We start from the raw sequence: 22,272 nt of genomic DNA on the forward strand, positions 1-22,272 counted from the left end.
CTTTGTCATAAAAAGCTTTCCGGGAAATAAGTATTGGGACAAATTTGTGGTATCAATAACAAACCATGAAAATGTCAAAATTTCTGCTCACTGCTATTATTGTTCTTGCGACCCTCCTTACACCTGCTTTTGCCCAGTTTCCTGGCGGCGGCGGTGCGTCGCAGCCCAAAGCGCTTCCTGGCACGGCGGGTGATCAAACCCCGAAAGGTACTTCTAAAATTTCCGGCTCCATTGTAGATTCAGCCTCGACCAAAGGCATTGAATTTGTGAGCGTTGCGCTTTACAGCAAAACGAGCGGCCAGGCCGTGGACGGTACTGTGGCCGACGAAAAAGGAAAATTTACATTGACCAAACTGCCAGCCGGCGACTACAAAGTGCTGGTATCTTTTATTGGTTATGCCAACAAAACCATCGATAACATCAGCCTTGGAAAAGGTCAGGAGCTGGACCTGGGCGTAGTTACGCTTGCTTCCAACACCAAAACATTAAATGAGGTAACGGTTACCGGCCAAGCTGCTTTGATCGAAGAAAAAGTGGACCGACTGGTTTACAATGCTGAAAAAGACATTACCGCAAAAGGTGGCGACGCGACGGACATTCTGCGTAAAGTACCGCTTTTGACGGTCGATCTGGATGGAAATGTCTCCCTCCGAGGCAGCCAGAATATCCGGGTGTTGATCAATAATAAGCCTAGTACGATCATCGCAAACAGTGTTGCCGATGCTTTGAAGCAGATTCCTGCGGACCAGATCAAATCGGTGGAAGTGATTACAAGCCCGTCGGCCAAATACGATGCGGAAGGTTCGGGCGGTATCATTAATATTATTACCAAGAAAAACAGCTTGCAGGGCCTGAACCTGAATGTGGATGCGGGTGTGGGTAACAGAGGTTCGATGCTATCTTTAAATGGCGGTTACCGCAAAGGAAAAGCGGGTGTTACGCTCGGCGGATTTGGTCGCGGGATTTATAATACCATAACCAAAACTTCATTGGAACAAACCAGTACCGTAAACAATATGACTACGAAAACAATCCAGACCGGCGACGGCAGCAGCCATGGACTTTTCGGAAATTATAACCTGGGTTTTGATTACGATCTGGCTAAAAACCAAAGTCTTACGGCGGGTGTGAAATATGGCGTGCGGAATTTCAGCAACCAGCAGGATCTGATGACGCGGCTCATGAAAACCGGCTCGACGGATTTTACCAGCACCCGTAATGTGGATGCGAAAAATAACTCTGGAACCGTGGACGTGAATATCGATTACCTGCATACTTTCAAACCGCAGCAGGAATGGAGCATTTCAACATTGTACAGTCGCAACGATTTGACAAACGATTTTGACGCAGACCTGCTCAACGGCAGCCGCGAACTGACCGGACGCCAGCGTAACCTGAACAAAAGCGTAAACCAGGAATACACTTTACAAACAGATTACCAGACGCCTATCAAGAAAAACCAACTGCTGGAATTTGGTGGAAAAGCGATTTTCCGTGAAGTAAAAAGTGCTTACAGCTTCCTCATCGCGGAACCTACCGGCGACTTCCGTCCTGAAACCGACCAGCCAGCCGGTGACCTGACTTATCACCAAAACATTGCAGCGGGTTACTCCTCTTACACTTATACGACCAAAAAACGCTACACATTAAAAGGCGGCTTGCGTTATGAGCATACGTTTATTGATGCAAGTACAAACGAAGGAACCGTGGGTGTAGGAAATTACGGCGTGCTGGTACCGAGTGTGAATGCTTCTAAAACATTCAAAGGTACTACCCTGAAACTGGGTTATAACCGCCGAATCCAGCGTCCGGGCTTGCAGCAGCTTAACCCGAACTTCAATTCGGCCAACCCGCAGAACATTACCATCGGTAACCCCGAGCTGAGACCTGAGTTGACCAATAACTTTGAGCTGGGATTGAGCAAAAACATCAAGAAAACGTTTGTAAATGCGACCTTCTTCGGCCGGGTGACAAATAACGCGATCAGCCAGGTACGTCAACCTTCGGATACTTTGGCGGGTGCTATCGTGACCACTTACCAAAACATTGGAAAGCAGCACGCTTATGGTACCAACCTTTTTGCAAATGTGGCTGTGACTACCAAGATCAATGTCGGGATCTTTGCAAATGCATTTTATACTACGCTGACGGGACTTTCTCTCGGATCAGACGGTAAGTCGGAAGAGATCAAAAACGACGGTTTCAATGTCAGCGGTGGGGTTTTCTCGCAGGCTACTTTCGGAAACGGCTGGGGCGCGCAGGCTTTCGGGTTTATGCAGGGTAACCAGGTGCAGTTGCAGGGGATGCAGGGTGGTTTCGGATTTTATACCGTAGGTGTGAAAAAGGAATTCAACAACAAAAAAGGAAGCGTTGGTCTTGCAGCTGAAAACTTCCTGAGCAAACGATACAACATTCACACGAGCCTGAACTCGGCACAGTTTAATCAGGTCAACGATGTATACCTTTATAATAGAGGCGTCAGGCTGACCTTCACTTATAAAATCGGAAAAATGACGATGGATGCGCCGAAGAAAAGAGCTAAGTCTGTCAGCAATGACGACGTGAAGAGCGATGGCCAACAGTCTGGCGGTGGCGGAGGTGGCGGCCAGGGCGGCGGCGGCAACGCACCCCGGTAGTTAATTGACCAACATTACTTTGATACTCACAAAACTACATTTTAACGCATATCTGACTTATTTATGAAAACCAACAAGCTTTTTCTGGCATTCGCCGCGGTCATTCTCTCGACAGCCGCTAATGCGCAAACCGTCGACGAACTCGTTGAAAAACACGTCGCTGCTCTTGGCGGCATGGACAAAATCAAGGCGGTGAATACGATGATCACCGAACGTTCACTGGCCGTACAGGGAATGGAAATCCCGACCAAAACGATTTTGGTCGTTAACAAATCGGTTCGTACAGAGTCTACCGTCATGGGGAATCAGATGGTACAGGTGGTGAGCGATGGCAAAGGCTGGATGATCCGTCCCACGATGATGGGCGGTACCGGCGAGCCTGAGGACATGCCGGCCGATCAGCTGAAACAACAATTGAGCAGCCTTGATCCTTTCGGCGGATTAGTGAGTTATAAAGAAAAAGGAAACCAGGTAGAACTGGTGGGGAAAGAGAAAATGGATAAGAAAGACGTATATCACCTGAAAGTGACTGACAAAGGCGGCCAGGTGATCGACGAATTTATGGACGCAAATACTTATCTTATCAGTAAGGTGAAAGTGAATATGAACGGACAGGATGGAGAGATCGAACTGTCTGATTACAAAGAGATTGACGGAATTAAAATGCCTAATAATATGGATATCTCCAATCCGCAAATGGGCACATTAACCTTCATCACCAGCAAAACTTTGATTAACCCGACCGTAGATGAAGCGGTTTTCAAACGTCCGGTGAAATAGTTTTTTTCCAACTGAATTAAAAAGCGTTGCCCGGCGGCAGCGCTTTTTTTATTGTTTACATATTAATAATTTAGAGAATAAATGGCACTTTTCTGAGTGACTTGTACAACTATTTTGATAAATATTACAATTGAAAGTAATAATTTCTACATAAACACGAATTATCTGGTTTAATATTATACTTTTGGCAAAGTCGTGAAAACAAAAAACAGGCCATAAATCTGGCCTCGTCAAAATGAAAAACATCTTACTGGTAGAAGACCACGCCATAGTCAGGCTTGCAACAAAGTACCTGATTACCGACTTGGTTCAGCCATGCGCTATTTATGAGGCCACAAGTTTTGGGCAAACATTAGCGAAGGTTGCCGCACACACATTGGATTTGATCCTGCTAGACATCAGCATTCCTGATGGCGAGGGGTTTAACATGATCCCCAAGATCCGCGAAATACAGCCCAAAGTCCTCATACTGGTTTTTACCAGCCTGGAAGAACAGATTTACGCCCTGCATTATATCAAGGCTGGCGCGAATGGTTTTCTTTCCAAAAATTCTTCTCAAACCGAGATCAAGAAAGCGATTCTTTCCATGCTCAACTCCGGCAATTACCTGAGCCTGGCCATCCAGCAGCAGCTTCTCCGCAACACGCTGGACAGCAAAGCGAATGTTGAAAATCCGCTGGAAAGCCTCTCGCAAAGAGAACTGGAAGTAATGGATATGCTCCTCGATGGCCTTTGGACAAAGGAAATTGCCATTTTCCTCAACCTCACCGAAAGTTCTGTGAGTACTTACAAAGCGCGCATTTTTGAAAAGCTGCAAGTTTCGACGCTGATCGAAATGTTCAAGAAAGTGCAGTTTTATAAAGGATTCAACGAAGAAGTCTGAATTACTGAAATCTCCTCTTGCATCATTACGAAAGTTTCGTAGATTTACGAAAACGTCGTAAATATGGAGAAGCTAACGCAGCAGGAAGAAGAAGCCATGCAGGCGATCTGGAAAACCGGGGAAGGCAGCATCAAGTCTTTTATGGCCGAAATGTCTGCGCCAGGCCCCTACACCACCCTCGCATCTACCGTCAAAAATCTTGAAAAAAAGGGTTTTGTCACGAGCCGGCTCATCGGTAATGTGAATGTGTACACCCCCGCGCTCACCGAGGAAGCCTATAAGCAAACCTTTATGGGCAATGTTGTTAAAGACTACTTTGAGAATTCTTATAAGGCGCTCGTGAGCTTTTTTGTAGAGAAAAACGAGATTTCCGCTGATGAGCTCAAAGACATTATCCGCTTGATTGAGAAGAAAAAGTAGGTCACCTAAAACCGCATTTCTATGTCACCTTTCATAGAATATCTCATCAAATTATCTGTTAGCCTGGCAGCCGTCAGTCTTTTTTATCAATTGATTTTACGACGCTTAACATTCTATGACTGGAACCGCTGGTTCTTTATCGGCGGTACCTTCGTATCCTTCCTGATCCCGCTAATTAACGTTAATCAAACCATTCCGGACTTTCCGGTAAAAACCGGCGGGACCTGGGTGAGTAACATTCCGAGCATTCATCACATTAATCCGGCCGCAACATTGCATGTTGCACAAACTCAAAGCCATACATTCAGTTATGAGACTTGGGTTTTAATGCTTGTTTGGGTGGGCGTTGCGGTGATGCTTGGACGGTTTCTGCTGCAAGTTGTCTTCTATGTGCGCGTCCGCAAACATGCGCGGCTGGTTTCCAGCGAGGGAGTGAACATTTACCATCTTGAAAAAAATGTAAATCCTTTTTCTTTTGGCAACTCCATTTTTTTCAATCCCGATCTGCACCAACCGGAAGATTTGAAAAACATTATACTCCACGAATATGTGCATGTGCGTCAAAAGCACAGTTTCGACATTATATGGAGCGAGCTGCTTTGCATTGTCTGCTGGTTCAACCCGTTTGTTTGGCTGATCCGCTATGCGATGCGGCAAAACCTGGAATTTATCGCTGACCGGAAAGTGCTGGAAAACCATGTAGACGCGCGCCAGTACCAGTATTTGTTGCTGAAAGTAGCTGGTGTACCTGCATACCGGATCGCAAACCAGTTCAGTTTTTCGTCCTTGAAACAGCGGATCATTATGATGAACAAAGGAAAAACGCCGCAGATTTTTCTTGCATGGTTTCTGTTTTCGCTCCCGCTGATTGTGTTGCTGGTGGTGATGTTCAGAAAGGAAATCGGTGAGCTGACCGGGCAACAAATAGCGCAGCTAACCACCACGAAATCACTACCAAAGGATAAAAAGCTGGTGCACATTGCGGGGATGATCATGAATGCGGAAACCAACAAACCGGTGCCGGGCATGACTTTGAAGATGACTTACAATGATCAGTTTGTCAAAACCATCACGACGGACGAGCGCGGATTTTATTATCAAAAACTGGTTGTTCCGAAAATTGACAGTACGCATGGAATGAAGATTGGTCGGGATAAGAAAGTGAGCATCAGCTCGCATAGCTTGTCGCTTTCTTACGATGGCAGCGCTTTCGCCAGCTTTTCATTCGGAGACCTGCGCACCTGGGATGCACTACATGAAGGCGCTTTTCCAGTAATTTTTGCCGTGCAAGGCCCGATGCCGAACTACCGCACCGAATTTTACGGCATTGAAAAAAATGTGTTTTTTGACTCTTTCACCGGGGACAATGTAAGAGAAGCCATTTATGAATCACTTTCAAAAAAATTACCCAATTATTTGACCGAGCATACCCTTAAATCTGATTTTAGAAAAGCCTACCCTTTTCCGAAAGAAGTGATCACGAAATTCAGAAATGGCTATTTTGACCGAAAAAAAGAACTTGTGGCTTATGAGGGACAGATCAATTTTATATTGAATGGAAAAACGGCGACTTACCAGCAAGTCAATGAGGCATTCCAGGACTATCCTTATGAACTGAATGCAAAAAATGAATTCAGGTCGATGCGCAAAGACGGATTTTACTCGCAAATCGCTTACATGACCTTACCACTTTACAAAGATGCTGCGCCGGCCTATGTAGTCAACGGTAATGTCGGGTGGAAAAATGTGCAGGATTTTGACCTGGAAATTTTGCAAAAAGAGCCTTACTTTCTGGATGGTTTCAGGCAGATTTATGGCGTTGAAAGCAATATGATGCCGGTTAAAGGTGAAATCCGGAAGGTGGCGCTTTTCACCGGAAAACTGGCGCGGTACTATGATCCCGAAAGTGACAGAATCTGGTGGATCGAAACCAGGCCGGAACCCGAAGTGTTCGAACGGCCTGATATCGCAGCGAAATAACCGCTATTTTTTCTGGTTCAACTCAATCAGGTAACCGTCGGGATCCGCAAAATAAATCTGCGTGACGCCATCGAAACGTACCTGCTTGTGGAATTTGATTTTCTTGCTCAGCAGAAATTTCTCAGCACCTGCAATCGAGCTGACGAACATGGCGAAATGTCCGCCATTCCGGTCATTTACTACTTCAAAATTGCGTCCGGCCAGCAAGTGGATCATTTGTCCGTCGCCGGTATCAAACCAGGCGCGGATCGCTTTGAGGCTGTCGGGCACTTCCACGGGTTTCAGCCCAACCACATCACGGTAAAAATCACGGCTCGCAGGAATGTCTTTCACTTGCAGCGCCAGGTGGTTTAAACGCACAAAACCCAGGCTGCTGCCATCCGCTACCTGGGCCATAACATTCTGGCAAGACCAGAATAACATTACACAAAGAAGAATCTTTTTCATAAAAATGGGGAATAATTCTTGTGCAATTTAGGGAATGTTTTTGTTGCTACGAATGCACCGCGTGGCAACAAAAACCGCTTATCTTGCGCCCATGAATGATCCTTTTTTAAAAAGATACTTTCCCTGGCTGCTTCTTTCCGGGATCGTACTGAACATTCCCGGCCTTTTTCTCGACATACTTGAACCCGACGGCGCGCTGTACGCCACACTCGCCCGGCACATTGCTGAACACAATGATTGGGTTAACCTTTTTGGCGATGGTCACGACTGGCTCGACAAGCCGCATTTTCCCTTCTGGATGGCTGCACTGAGTTATAAGATTCTCGGTATCAACAGTTTCGCCTACAAACTTCCTGCATTTATCTTCTGGTTGATCAGTTTGCGCTACACCTATTTATTAGGCCGCGACCTTTACGATACCGATACTGCCCGCATGGCAACATTAATCTACGCCGTCGCATTTCATAGTACGCTCAACAATTTCGACGTCCGCGCCGAGCCTTATCTAACCGCCTGCATCATCGCTTCCACCTGGCACATGCTGGTAGTTTATAAAAAGAAAAATAACCTTCACATCATTTGGGCGGCACTTTTTGCAGCATGCGCCATCACGACCAAAGGCATTTTCGTATTGCTGACGATCGCGGGCGGCTGGGTGATCTTCTGGATTTTGACCCGGCAGTTCAAAGAATTCCTAAACTACCGCTGGTGGCTGATGCTGGTCCTCACTTTCCTTTTTATTCTGCCTGAACTTTACACCCTGTATGTGCAGTTTGACCTGCATCCCGAGAAAGTTGTTTTTGGTAAAACCAATGTTTCCGGACTTCGTTTTTTCTTCTGGGACAGCCAGTTCGGGCGGTTTTTCAATACCGGGCCAATTAAGGGAAGAGGCAGCATTACTTTCTTTTTACACACAACACTCTGGGCGTTTTTACCCTGGTCGCTGGGGCTGGTTGGCGGGTTGTTTTATCTGATCCGTTTTGATAAAAACAAACAACCGATCCGCTGGGTGATTTACGGAAGTACCCTGCTTACTTTCCTGCTGTTTTCACTTTCCAAATTTCAGTTACCACATTATCTCGTCATCCTTTTTCCCTACTTCGCGTTAATTACGGCTTATTTTTTCAGTCAAATTGCGAACCGGCCGGTGTTGAAAACCTTGTCGAACATTCATACGGTTTTGGCCATCATTGCACTGGCTCTGGTAGGTTGGCTGCAATTTGTTATGGATATCGAAAACGGCTTTTGGGTTGTCGGAGCGGGTGCTTTGGTTGTGATTGCAAGTTTTTTTATTCCTTACAAAAACCAGTTGCAGCAGCTTTTGTTTAAATGTTACACCATGGCTGCCGTGTTGTACTTGTATCTTTTTGTTTCCTTTTATCCCTTTTTGCTCACATTTCAATCGGGTCGACAAGCTGCGAGAGCGATTCCCGAGCAGGATAAAAACCTGCCCGTGGCGGCTTATGGTGAATTCTCTTACACCTTCGAGTTTTATTCTCCCAGCGAGGTACGTCTGATCTGCGATGAACCAACTTTGCAGTCGTTTATCAGCAAAGCACCCTGCTATCTCTACACCACGGAAGCAGTCGCAAAAAGCTTGCTGCAATCCGGTCTGAAAGCCAACATCAAAGCCAAGCCAAAACATTTCCACATTACCCGGCTGAAATATCCTTTTTTAAACAAAAAAACCCGGTCTCAAACGTTGGAAACCAGGTATTTGCTTTTTATCAATTAATGCATTTTCCGGCTATACCATCCCCGGTAACTTTAATCCTGAACCTTTCAGGCCGTTCATGATCTTTTCCTGGATATCCATTTTGGTGTCCACATAACCATGTGAATCCAGCCAGACATTCACCATCACTTTGTAGCCGTCCGATTCGATGGATGATATCCCGATGCGCCATTCGGGTACTTTCAGGGCATTTTGAGCATTGTTGAGGACATTGTCGATGGTACTTTTTAGTACATTGAAATCAATCGCATTGCTGAATTTCAGCTCAATATCCAGCCGGCGACTGCCCAGCCCGCTCAGGTTGATGATGACTTCGTTGGACAACTTACTGTTGGGGATCACCACCAGCCGGTTATCAAACGTATTCACGATGGTATAAAAAATCTTGATCGCCTGCACGGTCCCCTCCTGCCCCTGCGCCACAATGTTATCGCCTACTTCAAAAGGTTTGAGGATCAAAATGAGTACGCCGCTCGTAAAATTCTGCAATGTTCCCGACAGCGCCAGGCCGGCTGCAACGCCGATAGCGCCCACCAGAGCGGCAAAAACGGTCATTTGGATGCCCACAATCTGCATCACCGAAATGATCAGCAGCACCCGCAATGTGGTGATAGTTACACTTAGAAGAAACGGCGTGAGTGACGGGTCGATCTTTTTCCGGAACATGTGACCATTCAGCCAGCGGGACAAAATTCTGATAAGCCAGAAACCGATGATCAATACACCGATGCCCAGTAAGAGAGACGGCCCGGTGCGAAGAATCCACGCATAGGCCTGGTTGTAAAATTGGGTAAGCTTCATTTTTTAAAGGGTAAAATTCAAAAAAACCTGCGCTGAAAAATCCATTCCAAAATCTGGCCGCATTGTCAGATTAGCAAGGGTGATTGGCTTTTGGCACGTTTTTTGACCATTACAACTTGATTTCGCAGCATTTTAGCACCGCTGCAAAACGCATTTCAGGTTAACAAAACGAATTCGAAAAAACTATAAAAGACCATGGAAACAGAACACAAAAAAGGAAGAGTTGGCAATATCATCATGATCCTGCTGCTTGTTGCAGCGGTGGTTGGTTTGGGGATGCATTTTATGAAACCCAAGAAAATTGATACGGCGGCCAACGAAAACATGACCCTCTTTATCAATAACAAGATCAGTGACATTGATCAGAAACTGGCGAAAGATGACAAGATCCCGGATATCGCGACGGAGCTTTCGTGGCACAAATCGAATACCGCGCTTTATAATGAAGTAAAAGCCAACAAAGACAAGGCTATCAAAGAAAAAAGGAAAGTGCTGGAAGATAAAATGGTGAAAATCCAGAAAAAGGAATTTCCGGAACTGAGAGACGCTTATGTAAGCTCAAAAAAGGAAATCCTTGGTCAGGAGAAAATCGAGGTATCACTCTCCGGGGATAACAAAGAAATCCTGACATTCAGCGGCGATCGTTTTGCTCCTGAAAAAGCCCAGAAAAGTTTTACAAAAAGTATCGAGGAAATTGTGAGCGATTTGCGGTTTAAAAAGATTGTCTACAAATCGTCCGATAAACAGAAAGATTTTGCTGATTACAAAATTGACTCAAAAACGGATACAGAAATTTAAAAAAAAGCCGGACTTAGATCCGGCTTTTTTGTTGTTGCGTCATATTGAAAACAATTCTCTACATCAAGATTCTGGCTCCGTAACGAATTCGCTTTTGTAAACACGGTACATGACCAGCAGCAAGCTGATCAGCAGCGGACCGAAGATAAATCCCCAAAAACCAAAAAGCTTTAAGCCCGCGATCAGACCAAGAATGGTCGTGACCGGATGTACATCTCCTACCTTTTTCAGGAAGGTAATCCGCGCGAGGTAATCAATGTTGCCAATGATGATGACGCTATAAGCTAGCAAGCCGATCGCCTTACCGCTCTCGCCGGTGGAAAACAGGAAAATGACCAGCGGGATCCAGATCAGCGCAGTTCCGATGACCGGAAAAAACGCAAAGATACCAGTCACCATTCCGAGCAGGAGAAAGTCTTTGATCCCAAACGCCCAATAGCCGACCACCGCAACAATGCCCTGAATCACGGAAATCAGCGGTATCCCGAGCGCATTTGCCCGTACCATCCCAATGATTTCATCAGCAAAGAGGTCAATGTTACGACGTTTGAGGGGAATATTTTTTTTCAGATTGTCTTCGATATCATGCCCGTTCTGGAACATGAAAAATGCCAGGAACAAAATCATCAGCAAGTTTCCGAGCATAGTCGCCGAGCTGTTGAGGATGATGGGAATGAATCCGGTAACTCTTTTTTTCAAATCCGCAGTCGCTTCTTTTGTCAACAAATCCTGCCCGGTCCACTGTTTGATCTGATTGGAAATAGCATTGATCGCATGGTTGACCTGCTCCGGTTCTTTGATGATCACATTGATCTTATTGTAAACCATTTGCAGGGAAAGATAGATGGGCGCTACAATGCACGCCAGGAACGCTACCATGAACAAAATAGCGGTCAGACTTTTGTTCCACTTCTTTTTTAATGTCAAATAAAAATACCATCTGCGGCACAGAATGTATAAAGTCAGTGCCCCGAGGAAGCCAGGAAAAAAGGTATATAATTGTTTGAAAACGGTGACTGACAGCGCGATGACCAGCACTAAAAAGAAAATCTGCCTGAGTCTGTTGTTAAAATCTGGATTCATGTGGGGGAGATTTAATGCATCAAACCGTTCCACAATTACTATACCAGCTGTTTTGTAGAATTAGCTATTGTAGCAAGACAGAATTTCAAAGGTTTTGTCAACTTTTTTCAAACCTTGGCCAACGAAAACAATATTATTTTTGTCCTGATAAAAATCAGATAGATTCAAAATCACCCTATGAAAAGTTTACAGAAACTGTTGCTGCTTGTTATCATCACGGCCGGTTGCAGCAAAGACGATGTACCAAAAGGTACGCCCGATTGTATACAGGATAAGATCAAGGAAATCCTCGCGGAAGGTGTCTGGAACCCGCCGGCGAAAATTTACAGGTATACCTTCAAGGGTGAGACGGTGTACTATATACCGCAGCGGTGCTGCGACATTCCGAGCGTTTTGCTGGACGAAAATTGTGCGGTAATCTGTTCGCCGGACGGCGGTTTTGGAGGCTCGGGAGACGGCAAGTGCCCTGAATTTTTCAAGGAAAGATCAAATGAAAAGCTCATCTGGGAAGACGATCGCCACCCCTGATGAGCTTCACTATGAGGCTTTTACCTAAATTACAAATCAGAATAGTCCGCAGGATAAAGGAATGTCGTCACATTTTTGGAAACATTGTTCTGGTACTGCGGATCGGCTTTCAGCTTCGTCCACTCGGGCGAAGCGAAGAATGCCTTCCAATGTTCTTCCCGCGAATTTTTATCCGAAAAAGTAGTCATATACATCAGGTTAGGCATGGTACTGCCAGCAATAACCTCTCCATAAAATACCGAGTTAAATTCCAGTCGGCTGAAAAGTGGCACCTCGCCACCCGCATTGAACATTTTGACCTTGTTCGCATGGATCTTTTCGGTGTGGCCTTCATAGCTTCTCAATTCATAGATCCGCTCGCTTTTTGGTACAGTCAGCTTTGACTGCGTAATCATCGGCGCATCCTCGAAAGCCTGCAAAACGATGGTTTCAAACCTTGTGTAAGGCGGATTTTTGTATTCCGCATCGATATAATCCTTGCCGCTCGAAAGGTAGCTGGCATCTTTTTTCAGTTTCTCGGGCAAAGTCAGCAGCTGGTCCAGCGATTTCATCGGCGTAAGCACATACACCTTTTTGCCATATAAAGCCGTATCTGCATTAGTAGGCTTAAAAACCCCGATCGTTTTCACACCCATCCGGTGCAGTGCCGGAATGTAAGCGTCTTTCAGGTAGCCATCGAGCCGTGCTTCCTGGTCTTTATTTTTGATGGTATATACCTTGATCTGGTAAAAATCACGCTTGGGCGGGGCTGCAAAAATGCCTGCCGAAGTGGAGAAAGTGAGCAGCATGCAAAACAGAATAAGCCTGCCGGTAAAAATGGTTTTCATAGGTTAAGAAATTTGCGATAGATAGTAAAACTCTCCTACCAAAGTCTCGGGTCGGGCAACTTTACCTAGTCCGTTTCCCGCAAATTTCAACCTTATATCTTGAATCCAACCGTCAGGAAGCCCGTGCGGCCGTCGCTGGGAATGATACCCGGCCCTGGAAAACCCAAAGCGCGGCGGGTGAAATATTTTTCGTTCAGCAAGTTGTTGACACTCAGGCTGAAATTAAATTTGTTCATCTGATAGTTCGCTGTCCAGTCCACCAGCTTGTACGCCGGAATTTCCCCCACAAGTCCGTCGGCCGTATGGGAAGAATTGTAGGCGTCGGAAAATTGCTGGCTTGTGTAAGCAAGCTGGACCGTCGTGCTGAAACGCGATTTTTTAAATGTAACACCCGTACGCAGGATCATTTTCGGTGCAAATTCTACTTGTTTCCCGACAATCAGGGCGGTCAGCAACGGGTTAATTGCCTTGGTATAAGCAGCGTCGGTATAGGCAATGCTGGCAAAAAGCGACAAATCTCCCGCATTTTCAGATTTTGAAAACATTCTCAGGAGATTCACTTCTCCAAATGCTTCCACGCCGCGGCTCCGGGAGCGGCCCACATTCGTACGGTACCGGATCACTTCCAGCCCATCGTCGCTGGCTTTGCGGATGATGCCAATCCGATTGTTATAGTCTAAATAATAAGCACTTAGGTCAAAATTCAGCCAATCTTTCAGCTGTCCCCGAAAGCCGAGGTCCGCATTGAAACCGGTCACATCTTTCAAGTTCGGGTCGACCTGAAAATTGGGCGTACGCACCTGAATGTCAGAGTAATTGACCGGACTATAATTTTGTGAAATGTTGAAATAAACCTCCGAACCCTCCGAAACCGCATAATTCAGCCCGATCCCAAACAAAGGAAATGAACGCGTCTTTTGCTGATTTCCGGGCACTACCTCATTCGTTTTATCCTCGATACTGAATCCGCGCGCATTGGTATTGATATATTCCATCCTGAAACCGGGCGTAACGCTCCATTTATCCGTCAGCCAAAGTACATTTTCAACAAAAAACGCCGCATTGTGGGACGGAAAAAGGTAATCAAATTCATCGATGCTGGACTTGTCAGAAAACTGGAAATCAGCACCTTTACCGCCTGCGCCGGTACCTTGCGCCTTGGAAGTCCGTCCGTGGAAATACCTCGCTCCGAGCAGTAGGGAGGAAGTTTTTTTAAAGATTTCGTAGCGGTGCAAAAACCGCAGCTCGGTTCCCCAGTTGCGGTAATGATCGTAGGAAAGCTGCCGCCGGGCTGTGGTATCGGTTTTATCCCGCAAAGGATTGATAATGTTGCCAATAGATCCCCGCTCGGCGATCAAACCATATGTGCGCAGATTAAATTTCGTCTTTTCGGTAAAAGCATAATCCACGTGCGCGGCGGGAATGTACCACTTGGCTTTAAACCAGTTTCCGTTTCGGTAGCTGGCGCGCGTGTTCTCGGCAAACTGCGCGTCGGTCAACCCGCCCGGCTGCTGCATCAGGTAATCCATCAACGTAATGTCACCTCCGATTTTCAGCTTTTCCGATACATCCCAATTCAGCGATCCGTAGCCGGTATTGACATTAAATTGGGTGTTATCGCGCCAGCCATCGCCTTGTTTGTGCTGATAAAAAGCATAATAATTTACCTTCCCGATTTGCCCGCCGAGTGCATTAAAAGAAGTAAAAACACCGTAAGTGCCGATTGTCTGGCGGGTTTCAAATTCTACTTTCTTATCAACATTGCCTTTTTTAAACTGAAAATTTAGCAGGCCGCCAAACTGCGTACCATATTGCAGCGAAGCAGCCCCGCGCACGATCTCAATGCGGCTGATGGCCTCGGCTGGCGGGGTATAGTAGCTTTCAGGGTATCCGATCGGGTCCGCAGAAATATCGTAACCGTTTTGGCGGGAATTGAATTCAGTGGTACGATTGGGGTTCAAGCCCCGCGTCGCGACGCCCAGCTGGATGCCATAAGAATCGTTTTCTACAATGTTCACACCGGGGACGCGGGCATAAATCTGCCGCGCATTGTTGGTGGAAAGATTGGCATTAACACCCTGTAAAACAATGACTTCATTTTTCTTCCCGGCGTAAATCCCCATATTTTCCACGTCCGCCAGGCGGCGCAGGCCGTTCACATTCTGCTTCTTTTCAATGACGCGCAGCTCGTCGAGATTTTTGGTTTTTTCAGTTTGCGCCAAACAAGCTGGCAGCACAAACAGGCAAAGAAGACTAGTAGAAATCGCGGCTTTTTTTAACACTTTTATTTTGGGTCAAACCCTTATTTTTCACTTCAAAATTTGTCAGTTCCGCCAGTCCGTGATCCATTTTTTTGGACGAAAACTGTCATGTACCAACGCCAGGTCGGTTTTAGGGTCGATCAGCAGATTACTCGGGTGGCCATTGACCGAGGCATAACATACTGCGTGGATCTCGGTATCGCCGAGACCCGTTTCCTGATAATAATTGTGCAGATAATGAGCGAATTGCAAGATCATATCCGGCTGAAAACTGCATTGCCTGGCCTGGATCCGGGTTAAAAATTTTTCCGGTTTCACCACAAAACTTTTCCCACTGCTTTTCACCTTTACCTCATATTCCAGCGACGCGTTTTTTTCCATCAGCATAATGTTCCAGGAAAACCGGTAACCCTGCTCGTGCCACAGTACATTGCCGCCGTAAAAATAGCTGCGAAATGGCATGAAGAACTGGAAAAGGAAGAAAATCGCCAGAAAAGGAATTGCAAATCGGTACTTTCGGAATGATACCTCGCTAAGCATGTAGAGTCCTTTGGTCTGACCCAAAATCGTACGAAGAAACGTCTGGTGAAAACCGGACGGAAAGAAAATCAGCGCGGTGCAGATCATCATCCACGGGAACATGCCGATGTAGAAAAGCAGGTGGGTGAGCACGTGAAAGACCACGATCACGACATACATATAAATACGCGTCTGCCTCATACTCAGCAGAAAAGGTGCGCTGAGATCAAAAAGCATCGCAAACCAGCTTAGTACAAAAGCTACCCAAACCTGAGTCAGCAGCGGCCCGATGACCGGAAAGTCCTGGTTGGCAGCTAACCATATCCGCAACGGCTGCGCCTCGAAAAGCCAGTCGTAGCGCAGCTTCGCCACCCCTCCGAAAAAGTACACCAGTCCTACCTGCGCACGTAAAGCGCCGAGCATCCACGCAGGGATTTTCAGGATTTTTGTTTGGCTAAATAAAACATTATCAAGAGAGTAGCTGCTATTCATGGGCAAAAAACACATGAGCAGCGCCAGCAAACTTACCTGATAATAATGGTTGAGATAAACACTTTTGTCGAGCAGCTCGACGTAGGTGAAAAGGAAGAAAAAGATAACGATCGCAAACCTGTAAAACAGCCCCAGCGCAATCAGCAGCGCCAGTACTGCCAGTGCGTAAAATACCCCGTGCATGTAAGGAGCAGGCAGCGGGCGTACCCACTCGAAACCGTAAAATGGGAAGAAGAAACCGGGTTTGACGTAAAAATCGTCCACCCAGCCGCGGGCAATAAAACGGATCTCGGACACAAAAAGCAGCAGGCCAAAAACGATCCTGAAAAAGGCAAGCGACTCGCTGCCAATCAGTTCCTGTCCCTGACGTATCCACTTTCTGATCATTTAGTCACCGTCATTATCGCTGAATGTCAGCAGTACACCCAGGTTGTTGATCATATCCACTTCCATCAGCACCTGCAATTTTTTCACTTCGTCGTAGGCCGCGCTCACCGCAGCAGTTTGCCCGGTTATCGCGGTACTCAGCGGATCACCGATCGCGTCGATTTTCGCTTTCACCGCCGCAAACTGTGCTTTGATTTTTTCGCTCAGCAGCTGGTCGCCGGATTTTGCGCCCGCTTCGTCAAGAATGTCGTCGATACCAATGTTGTTGCCTGCGCCCGTTCCGCTGAATGTATTTTCCAGCGTGCGCAGCTCGGCTTTTAATAAGGTCAGCGAAGCATTGCTGAACTTCGCGTCGACCATTCCAGGCTGTGGGGTACCATTATTACGTTTACCCAGCGGCGCGCCAAGTCGCTCATCTTTAATCGTATACACGAGGTCGATCATTTTGTTGGACAACATACCGAGCGAAGAGTTAATATCCCGGCCATCGGCTTCCTTGAATGTTTTCAGGTAATTTCCACCATCAGGTTTCCATTTGGAATAAACCAATGTGGCCTGATTTTGCAGATTTGCACTCAATGCTTTCAGGTACTCGCCCCTTTTTCCACCATTAATCCCGGCAAAATTCCCGATCACCGCATTATTCCCGGAAGTACTGAAAAGCAGGTATTCGATCGCAGGCAGGCCCTTCAATGTTGCACCCAGGCTTTCGATATAAGCATTATCAATGGTCACTCCGGTTTTTGTGATCGCGCTTTCGATGCCGGTGTAGTTGGTGCTGGGAAAATAAATTGCAGAAGAAAGAAATTCCGTTTCCACGGGCCCCTGACTAAAAAGTGACGCCACTTTCCAGCTTTCGGCGGCACTTACCCAGGCCTTTTGCGCAGCAGTTAGTTTTTGTGCATTTTTCAAATCGGCTGCATACGCAGTGGTGGCTTCGGTCAGGGCTGTTGCGGAAGTTTCAAAACTGGCGAAAGCCGGCAAGATTACATTCGTCCCCACATTGTCCAGCATGGCGGTGCGCTTTTGTCCGTCTACCGGATCCGGGTTATCATTCGAAGAGCAGGCAATTATTAAAGCACTGACAATCAATATGCAGCTTATTTTTTTCAGCATTATTTCAAATATCTTTTTATAAAGAATCAATAAATCTCAAAAGTGCTTCGCGGTCGGTTTTGCTATAAGTCATAAAAGCTTGCTTCGACTTTTCCGCCTCGCCGCCATGCCATAAAATGGCCTCCTCCACATTCCGCGCGCGACCGTCGTGCAGGAAATTGGTATGCTTGTTTACGGTTTTTACCAGACCAATTCCCCAAAGTGGTGGCGTGCGCCATTCTGTACCCGTAGCTTCATAATCGGGACGGTTGTCTGCCAGGCCGGTGCCCATATCGTGCAGCAAAAGGTCGGTGTAAGGTCTGATCGTTTGTGCTGAAAGATAATCCGGTGATTCCGAGCGGCCGGTCAACATTTTAGCTACGTGGCAGCCGGTGCAGTTGGCCCGGGTAAACAATGCTTTGCCGGTCAAAACCTGCTGGTCTTGCCAGCCTCTTCGTGCAGGTACAGCTAATGCTTTAATATAAAAAACAACATCTTCGAAAAGGTTGTCGGTAATTTCTGGTGCCCCGCCATTTGGCAGTGCGCCGTATTTTGCTTTTTGTGCGGCAGTAAGTCCCTCCGTCATAAACATGGAAGAAGTGACCCCCAAATCCCCGTTGAATGCGCCCGCAGTTTGCTGTTCTACGGTTGGCTGATTGGCCTTCCAGCCGAATCTTCCGAGTGCCTTTTTCCCTTTTCTAAAATCCCAGACGTAATTCGGCCGGCCCGAAATACCATCATTGTTGCGGTCATCGGGGTCGGATAATGCTAAAATGGTCTCCTCAGCCACCACTTCCAGAAGCCCCACGCCCGACATTTGCGGCGAAATTCTGGGTGAAACTAATGTGCCGGTCATAGGCCCGTATTTCAGATTGGAGAAGGTGTAAGTCGGTTTTTGCAACGAAAAAGCAGTTCCGTCAGGATAAGTGCCCGGCATTTCCTGGTAACTTACAGATACATCGCCCTCCGCTTCCACGCCAATAACCGCCCGAGGATTGAACTGCTCGCCGTAATTCGGATCAAAAATCGGCTCGCCGTGCTCGCCCTTTCCTGGGATGGAGAGGCGGAAAAGTAAGGATTGTGTGATTTTTTGGTCGGTTAGAGAAACCGGCGCCCCGCGTCCGTCCTGAAAATGGCAGGCCGAGCAGGAGCTAGCATTGAAAAATGGCCCGAGGCCGTCGCGCGCCGTAGTAGAAGAAGGCGCCGTCACCCAATTATTCCGGTTAAAAGAGTTGCCGATCACAAATCGATCAACTTCGCTGGAAGTGAGGCTGATTAAAGAATTTCCGAAGGCATTGGCGGATTTGTCTGAGACAGTGCCTTCCCTGCCACCCGAAAATTCTTCGTCGGTTTCGGCAACAGGCTCCCTGATCAATTCCGGTTTGCTGCATTGGCTGAAAATCGCCAAACCCAATAACCAGATAGTCCTGAAAACCTGTTGCCTGATCCCGTTTTTCAATTTGAAATGAATTAAAACCCGCTCCGCAGCGTCTTAGCGTAGCAAAAAAACTTAGTTACTTTCTGGAATGGTCACATTGAGGCCAATTGCATTTGCCGCAACCGTCAGCTGATCAGCCTGGACACGCAAAGCATTTATAGCCGTTTTGAAAGCATCCTGATTTTTCTTTACAGCCTGATCGATTGGCGGCGGAATCGCCTTGATAGCCGCAGTCGCAGCATCCAGTTTTGCGATCATATCAGTGTTGGCAGCAGCATTTTTGGCTTTTACCAGATCATCTACACCCGGCCCGTCAACCACAGTTCCGTCTGTGCGCGTGTATTTTCCGATATATACATTATAAATACCGACTTCGTCGTAGATGTAGTCATTATGCGTGTTGTCCGAAAAGCAAGAATGTTCATCCTCTTGCTCTTTCGACTCCATGATCACGGTCATGCGCTCACCGGAAAGTTCGCCTTTGGTCAGCTTGCCTATTCCCATAATGAGGCTCGCCAGAGACTTATCTACATTGGCAGCAGCAGTAAAATCCTTGCGGTAAGTGCCGGTGGTTTCCCACTGCGCTTTCACGGATTCAAGGTCTTTTACTAAAAGATCGGTGACAATTTTAAGGTAGGTACCGCGACGCGCCTGATTTTTGGCAGTTCCGCCGGTAGTAAGATAGTCGGTGTAGGGACGCTTTCCGGGACTGTCAGCGTAAAAATCCTGGCCCCAAAGCAAGAATTCGATGGCATGATAACCTACTCTCACGTCGGTATCGCCCTCTTTTCCATTATCTGCCAGAATTGTCGCTTCTGTGATAGTCGGATAACCTGTCAGATCATTAATCACACCCACATTTTGAAGAGGGGTTATCTTGGCGGAGTCAACCACATAATCAATGTACGCCTCATCAAGCGGCCAGGCGTTGATCAGACCTTCGAAATTATCGTCGGTCCCGTCTATCGGGCCGTCATAGAAACGGAAAGCTTCTGTTTGGAGGTAAGGCACCCGGGCGGCGAGCCAGGCATTTTTACAGTCTGTCAGGCCCTGCGCCGATGGTGCGGCTACAAATGCATTGACTTTGGTTTGAAGATCTTTGGCTGTTTTTATTGCGTCGTCGTAGTTGGCGAGGACGATATCTGCATAATTATTTACAACTGCCTGATTTGTGATTGTCTCAACTGTCGGCTCTTCGTCATCGGAATCGCAGGCAGCCAGAAATCCCAGCAAAGCGAATGGTAAAATATATTTTTTCATGCCCAAAATTTTTAGTGAAAAATGGTTCGGGCACAAAAGTAAGAATTATTGCAATTTAGACTGATTTCAATTAGTAATTAATCAAAATTTAATTGGCGCTCACGGTCAAACTACCACCAAACTATTTTTGAATTGTACCGGACTTACCCCTACTTCTTTTTTAAACAACCTGGAAAAATAAGGCGGATTTTCAAAACCGAGCTGATACGCGGTTTCCGCCACAGTCTGGTCAGAACCCATGAGCATATTTTTGGCTTCTGAGATCAAAAAAATATGGATAAGCTCCATCGCCGTTTTTCCGGTTTCCTGTTTCAAAAGGTCACTCAGGTAGCGCGGTGACGTATTGAGCTGGTCTGCCATCATGGTGACGGTGGGTAATCCTTTTTTCTGGAACATCCCGCTTTCGAAGTAGGTTACCAGGCTTTCATTGAACCGGGAAACCATTTTCCCCGAAATTTCGGTGCGGTGGATAAACTGCCTTTTGTAGAACCGCTGCGAGTATTTGAGGATCGAATCCAGGTGCGTGAGCATAATGTCGCGGCTGTATTCATCGGTATTATTGAGATATTCCGTTTCGATTTTGCGGTACAAATCCCATATAATTTCCTCTTCGCGGGGCGAAAGGTGCAGCGCTTCCCGCGTTTCATACTCGAAAAAACTGTATTTCCGTATCTCCGAATGCAGCGGGTGACCATTCAGAAAATCCTCATGGATGTAAATGATAAACCCTTTTTCATTCAATTCAACATCCCGGATCTCGGTAACCTGCCGCGGCTTGGCAAACATCAGCGAACCATTGTCATGGTCATATTTCGTCCGTCCGTACAGGAAATTCCCCGACTTGATCTTTTTGAATGTGATCATGTAAAAATCGGTCGTGAATTCACTGTTGTAAATGCTGCATGCAGCTAGTTCCCTGCAAGTCAGCAGACTTATTTGCGGATGGGCAGAAGGTGTCAGGTTATTTAAGCGGTACAGGTCACTGATACGCCGGAAATGTTTCATTGTCGAAATGGATTGAGGTTTACAAAACCTTCGCGCCGCCGTGTGCCGCTTCCGAAACTTCCCTCCACGCCTCCCACGTAGCCAAACGGTCGGTATATACCTGGTTTACCCAAGGTAACCCTACTTTCCCGAAGAAAATTCTCAACGGTGGATTTTCTTCGTCCACTACTTTCAGGATTGCCTCGGACGTTGCCTCCGGGTCGCCGACGAAATCCTCTGTAAGACCTTCGGCAAGTTTTGCGCGTACTGCATCGTACTGCGGCAGCGCCTTACTGTGAACCGCCGATGGTCCGCCCCAATCCGTCGAAAATCCGTTCGGTTCTACCAGCGTTACTTTTATCCCAAAGTCACTCACCTCACTCGCCAAGGTTTCGCTGATCGCCTCGACAGCAAATTTGGAAGCATTATACAAGCCCAAATTCGGCAAAGTAACCAAGCCTAAAACGCTGGTAACCTGAATAATATGTCCGAATCCCTGCTCCCGCATCACTGGCAGCGCAGCCTGGGTGATCCACAATGTTCCGAAAACGTTTGTTTCAATCTGATCTCGGGCTTCCTGTTCGCTGGTTTCCTCGATGGTACCAAACAAACCGTAACCCGCGTTGTTGATCACCACATCCAATGTTCCGAAATGTGCCTTCGCCTGCTGGATTGCGGCAAAACCCTTTTCGCGGTCATTTACATTGAGCTGGATCGGTAAAATCGCATCGCCGTATTTGTCGACCAGGTCGCTGAGTGCGTCCGTATTTCTGGCGGTAGCCACTACACGATCCCCTCTTTTCAAAAATGCCTCAGCCCATAACCGGCCAAAACCCTTGGAAGCGCCGGTAATAAAAATTGTCTTTGTCATCACGATAAACGTCTGTTTGAATAATGAGACAAAGCTACCGGGCAGCC

General features: G+C 46.8%; 19 protein-coding genes. 8 read left to right on the forward strand and 11 right to left on the reverse strand.

Going from position 1 to position 22,272, the window contains the following annotated elements:
* Nucleotides 1-65 precede the first annotated feature (65 nt).
* The 5 genes from FEN17_RS06070 to FEN17_RS06090 all read left to right on the forward strand — a co-directional run bounded on the left by FEN17_RS06070 (nt 66) and on the right by FEN17_RS06090 (nt 6,699).
* Nucleotides 66-2,636: a TonB-dependent receptor gene (locus tag FEN17_RS06070; protein ID WP_138364386.1), complete on the forward strand. Its 2,571-nt coding sequence runs from the start codon at nt 66-68 to the stop codon at nt 2,634-2,636.
* Nucleotides 2,637-2,699: 63 nt separating this feature from the next.
* Nucleotides 2,700-3,416 (forward strand): LolA-like protein, encoded by a 717-nt coding sequence (locus FEN17_RS06075; protein WP_138364387.1) that lies wholly within the window; start codon nt 2,700-2,702, stop codon nt 3,414-3,416.
* Between the two features lie 235 nt (nt 3,417-3,651).
* The gene (locus tag FEN17_RS06080) at nt 3,652-4,299 is read left to right on the forward strand and encodes a response regulator (protein WP_138364388.1); all 648 of its coding nucleotides are present in this window, start codon (nt 3,652-3,654) and stop codon (nt 4,297-4,299) included.
* 63 nt (nt 4,300-4,362) lie between these two features.
* Nucleotides 4,363-4,719 carry a BlaI/MecI/CopY family transcriptional regulator gene (locus FEN17_RS06085; RefSeq protein ID WP_138364389.1) on the forward strand — a complete coding sequence of 119 codons (357 nt, stop codon included), beginning with the start codon at nt 4,363-4,365 and terminating at the stop codon, nt 4,717-4,719.
* Nucleotides 4,720-4,740: 21 nt separating this feature from the next.
* Nucleotides 4,741-6,699 carry a M56 family metallopeptidase gene (locus tag FEN17_RS06090; protein ID WP_138364390.1) on the forward strand — a complete coding sequence of 653 codons (1,959 nt, stop codon included), beginning with the start codon at nt 4,741-4,743 and terminating at the stop codon, nt 6,697-6,699.
* 3 nt (nt 6,700-6,702) lie between these two features.
* Here the strand turns inward: FEN17_RS06090 and FEN17_RS06095 are convergent, their stop codons facing one another.
* Entirely contained in the window at nt 6,703-7,146 is a 444-nt protein-coding gene (locus tag FEN17_RS06095; RefSeq protein WP_229208703.1) for a VOC family protein, read from the reverse strand.
* A 91-nt stretch (nt 7,147-7,237) separates the two neighbouring features.
* Here FEN17_RS06095 and FEN17_RS06100 point away from each other — a divergent pair, with 91 nt between their 5' ends.
* Nucleotides 7,238-8,881, forward strand: a complete 1,644-nt coding sequence (locus FEN17_RS06100; protein WP_138365282.1) for an ArnT family glycosyltransferase — start codon at nt 7,238-7,240, stop codon at nt 8,879-8,881.
* 12 nt (nt 8,882-8,893) lie between these two features.
* Here the strand turns inward: FEN17_RS06100 and FEN17_RS06105 are convergent, their stop codons facing one another.
* Entirely contained in the window at nt 8,894-9,682 is a 789-nt protein-coding gene (locus tag FEN17_RS06105; RefSeq protein WP_138364391.1) for a mechanosensitive ion channel family protein, read from the reverse strand.
* A gap of 195 nt (nt 9,683-9,877) precedes the next feature.
* On the opposite strand from FEN17_RS06105, the gene FEN17_RS06110 reads away from it, so the two are divergent.
* Nucleotides 9,878-10,480 carry a hypothetical protein gene (locus FEN17_RS06110; RefSeq protein WP_138364392.1) on the forward strand — a complete coding sequence of 201 codons (603 nt, stop codon included), beginning with the start codon at nt 9,878-9,880 and terminating at the stop codon, nt 10,478-10,480.
* Between the two features lie 63 nt (nt 10,481-10,543).
* On the opposite strand, the gene FEN17_RS06115 is transcribed toward FEN17_RS06110, so the two are convergent.
* The gene (locus FEN17_RS06115) at nt 10,544-11,563 is read right to left on the reverse strand and encodes an AI-2E family transporter (RefSeq protein ID WP_138364393.1); all 1,020 of its coding nucleotides are present in this window, start codon (nt 11,561-11,563) and stop codon (nt 10,544-10,546) included.
* 177 nt (nt 11,564-11,740) lie between these two features.
* Here FEN17_RS06115 and FEN17_RS06120 point away from each other — a divergent pair, with 177 nt between their 5' ends.
* The gene (locus FEN17_RS06120; protein WP_229208704.1) at nt 11,741-12,091 is read left to right on the forward strand and encodes a DUF6970 domain-containing protein; all 351 of its coding nucleotides are present in this window, start codon (nt 11,741-11,743) and stop codon (nt 12,089-12,091) included.
* Between the two features lie 29 nt (nt 12,092-12,120).
* On the opposite strand, the gene FEN17_RS06125 is transcribed toward FEN17_RS06120, so the two are convergent.
* The 8 genes from FEN17_RS06125 to FEN17_RS06160 all read right to left on the reverse strand — a co-directional run bounded on the left by FEN17_RS06125 (nt 12,121) and on the right by FEN17_RS06160 (nt 22,225).
* The gene (locus tag FEN17_RS06125; RefSeq protein WP_138364394.1) at nt 12,121-12,918 is read right to left on the reverse strand and encodes an NIPSNAP family protein; all 798 of its coding nucleotides are present in this window, start codon (nt 12,916-12,918) and stop codon (nt 12,121-12,123) included.
* Between the two features lie 92 nt (nt 12,919-13,010).
* Nucleotides 13,011-15,200 carry a TonB-dependent receptor family protein gene (locus tag FEN17_RS06130; RefSeq protein WP_138364395.1) on the reverse strand — a complete coding sequence of 730 codons (2,190 nt, stop codon included), beginning with the start codon at nt 15,198-15,200 and terminating at the stop codon, nt 13,011-13,013.
* Nucleotides 15,201-15,242: 42 nt separating this feature from the next.
* A complete protein-coding gene (locus FEN17_RS06135) occupies nt 15,243-16,577 on the reverse strand; it encodes an HTTM domain-containing protein (RefSeq protein ID WP_138364396.1) in 1,335 nt (444 codons plus the stop codon).
* Nucleotides 16,578-17,693, reverse strand: a complete 1,116-nt coding sequence (locus FEN17_RS06140) for an imelysin family protein (protein WP_138364397.1) — start codon at nt 17,691-17,693, stop codon at nt 16,578-16,580.
* Between the two features lie 16 nt (nt 17,694-17,709).
* Nucleotides 17,710-19,131 carry a di-heme oxidoreductase family protein gene (locus FEN17_RS06145; protein WP_229208705.1) on the reverse strand — a complete coding sequence of 474 codons (1,422 nt, stop codon included), beginning with the start codon at nt 19,129-19,131 and terminating at the stop codon, nt 17,710-17,712.
* 51 nt (nt 19,132-19,182) lie between these two features.
* Nucleotides 19,183-20,370 carry an imelysin family protein gene (locus FEN17_RS06150; protein ID WP_138364398.1) on the reverse strand — a complete coding sequence of 396 codons (1,188 nt, stop codon included), beginning with the start codon at nt 20,368-20,370 and terminating at the stop codon, nt 19,183-19,185.
* Nucleotides 20,371-20,475: 105 nt separating this feature from the next.
* On the reverse strand, nt 20,476-21,375 hold the full coding sequence (locus tag FEN17_RS06155; RefSeq protein ID WP_138364399.1) for a helix-turn-helix domain-containing protein: 900 nt from the start codon (nt 21,373-21,375) through the stop codon (nt 20,476-20,478).
* A 19-nt stretch (nt 21,376-21,394) separates the two neighbouring features.
* Nucleotides 21,395-22,225: an SDR family oxidoreductase gene (locus tag FEN17_RS06160; RefSeq protein ID WP_138364400.1), complete on the reverse strand. Its 831-nt coding sequence runs from the start codon at nt 22,223-22,225 to the stop codon at nt 21,395-21,397.
* Between the last annotated feature and the right edge of the window lie 47 nt (nt 22,226-22,272).

Origin of the sequence: Dyadobacter luticola, from assembly GCF_005860805.1 — a bacterium.
GTDB lineage: Bacteria > Bacteroidota > Bacteroidia > Cytophagales > Spirosomataceae > Dyadobacter > Dyadobacter luticola.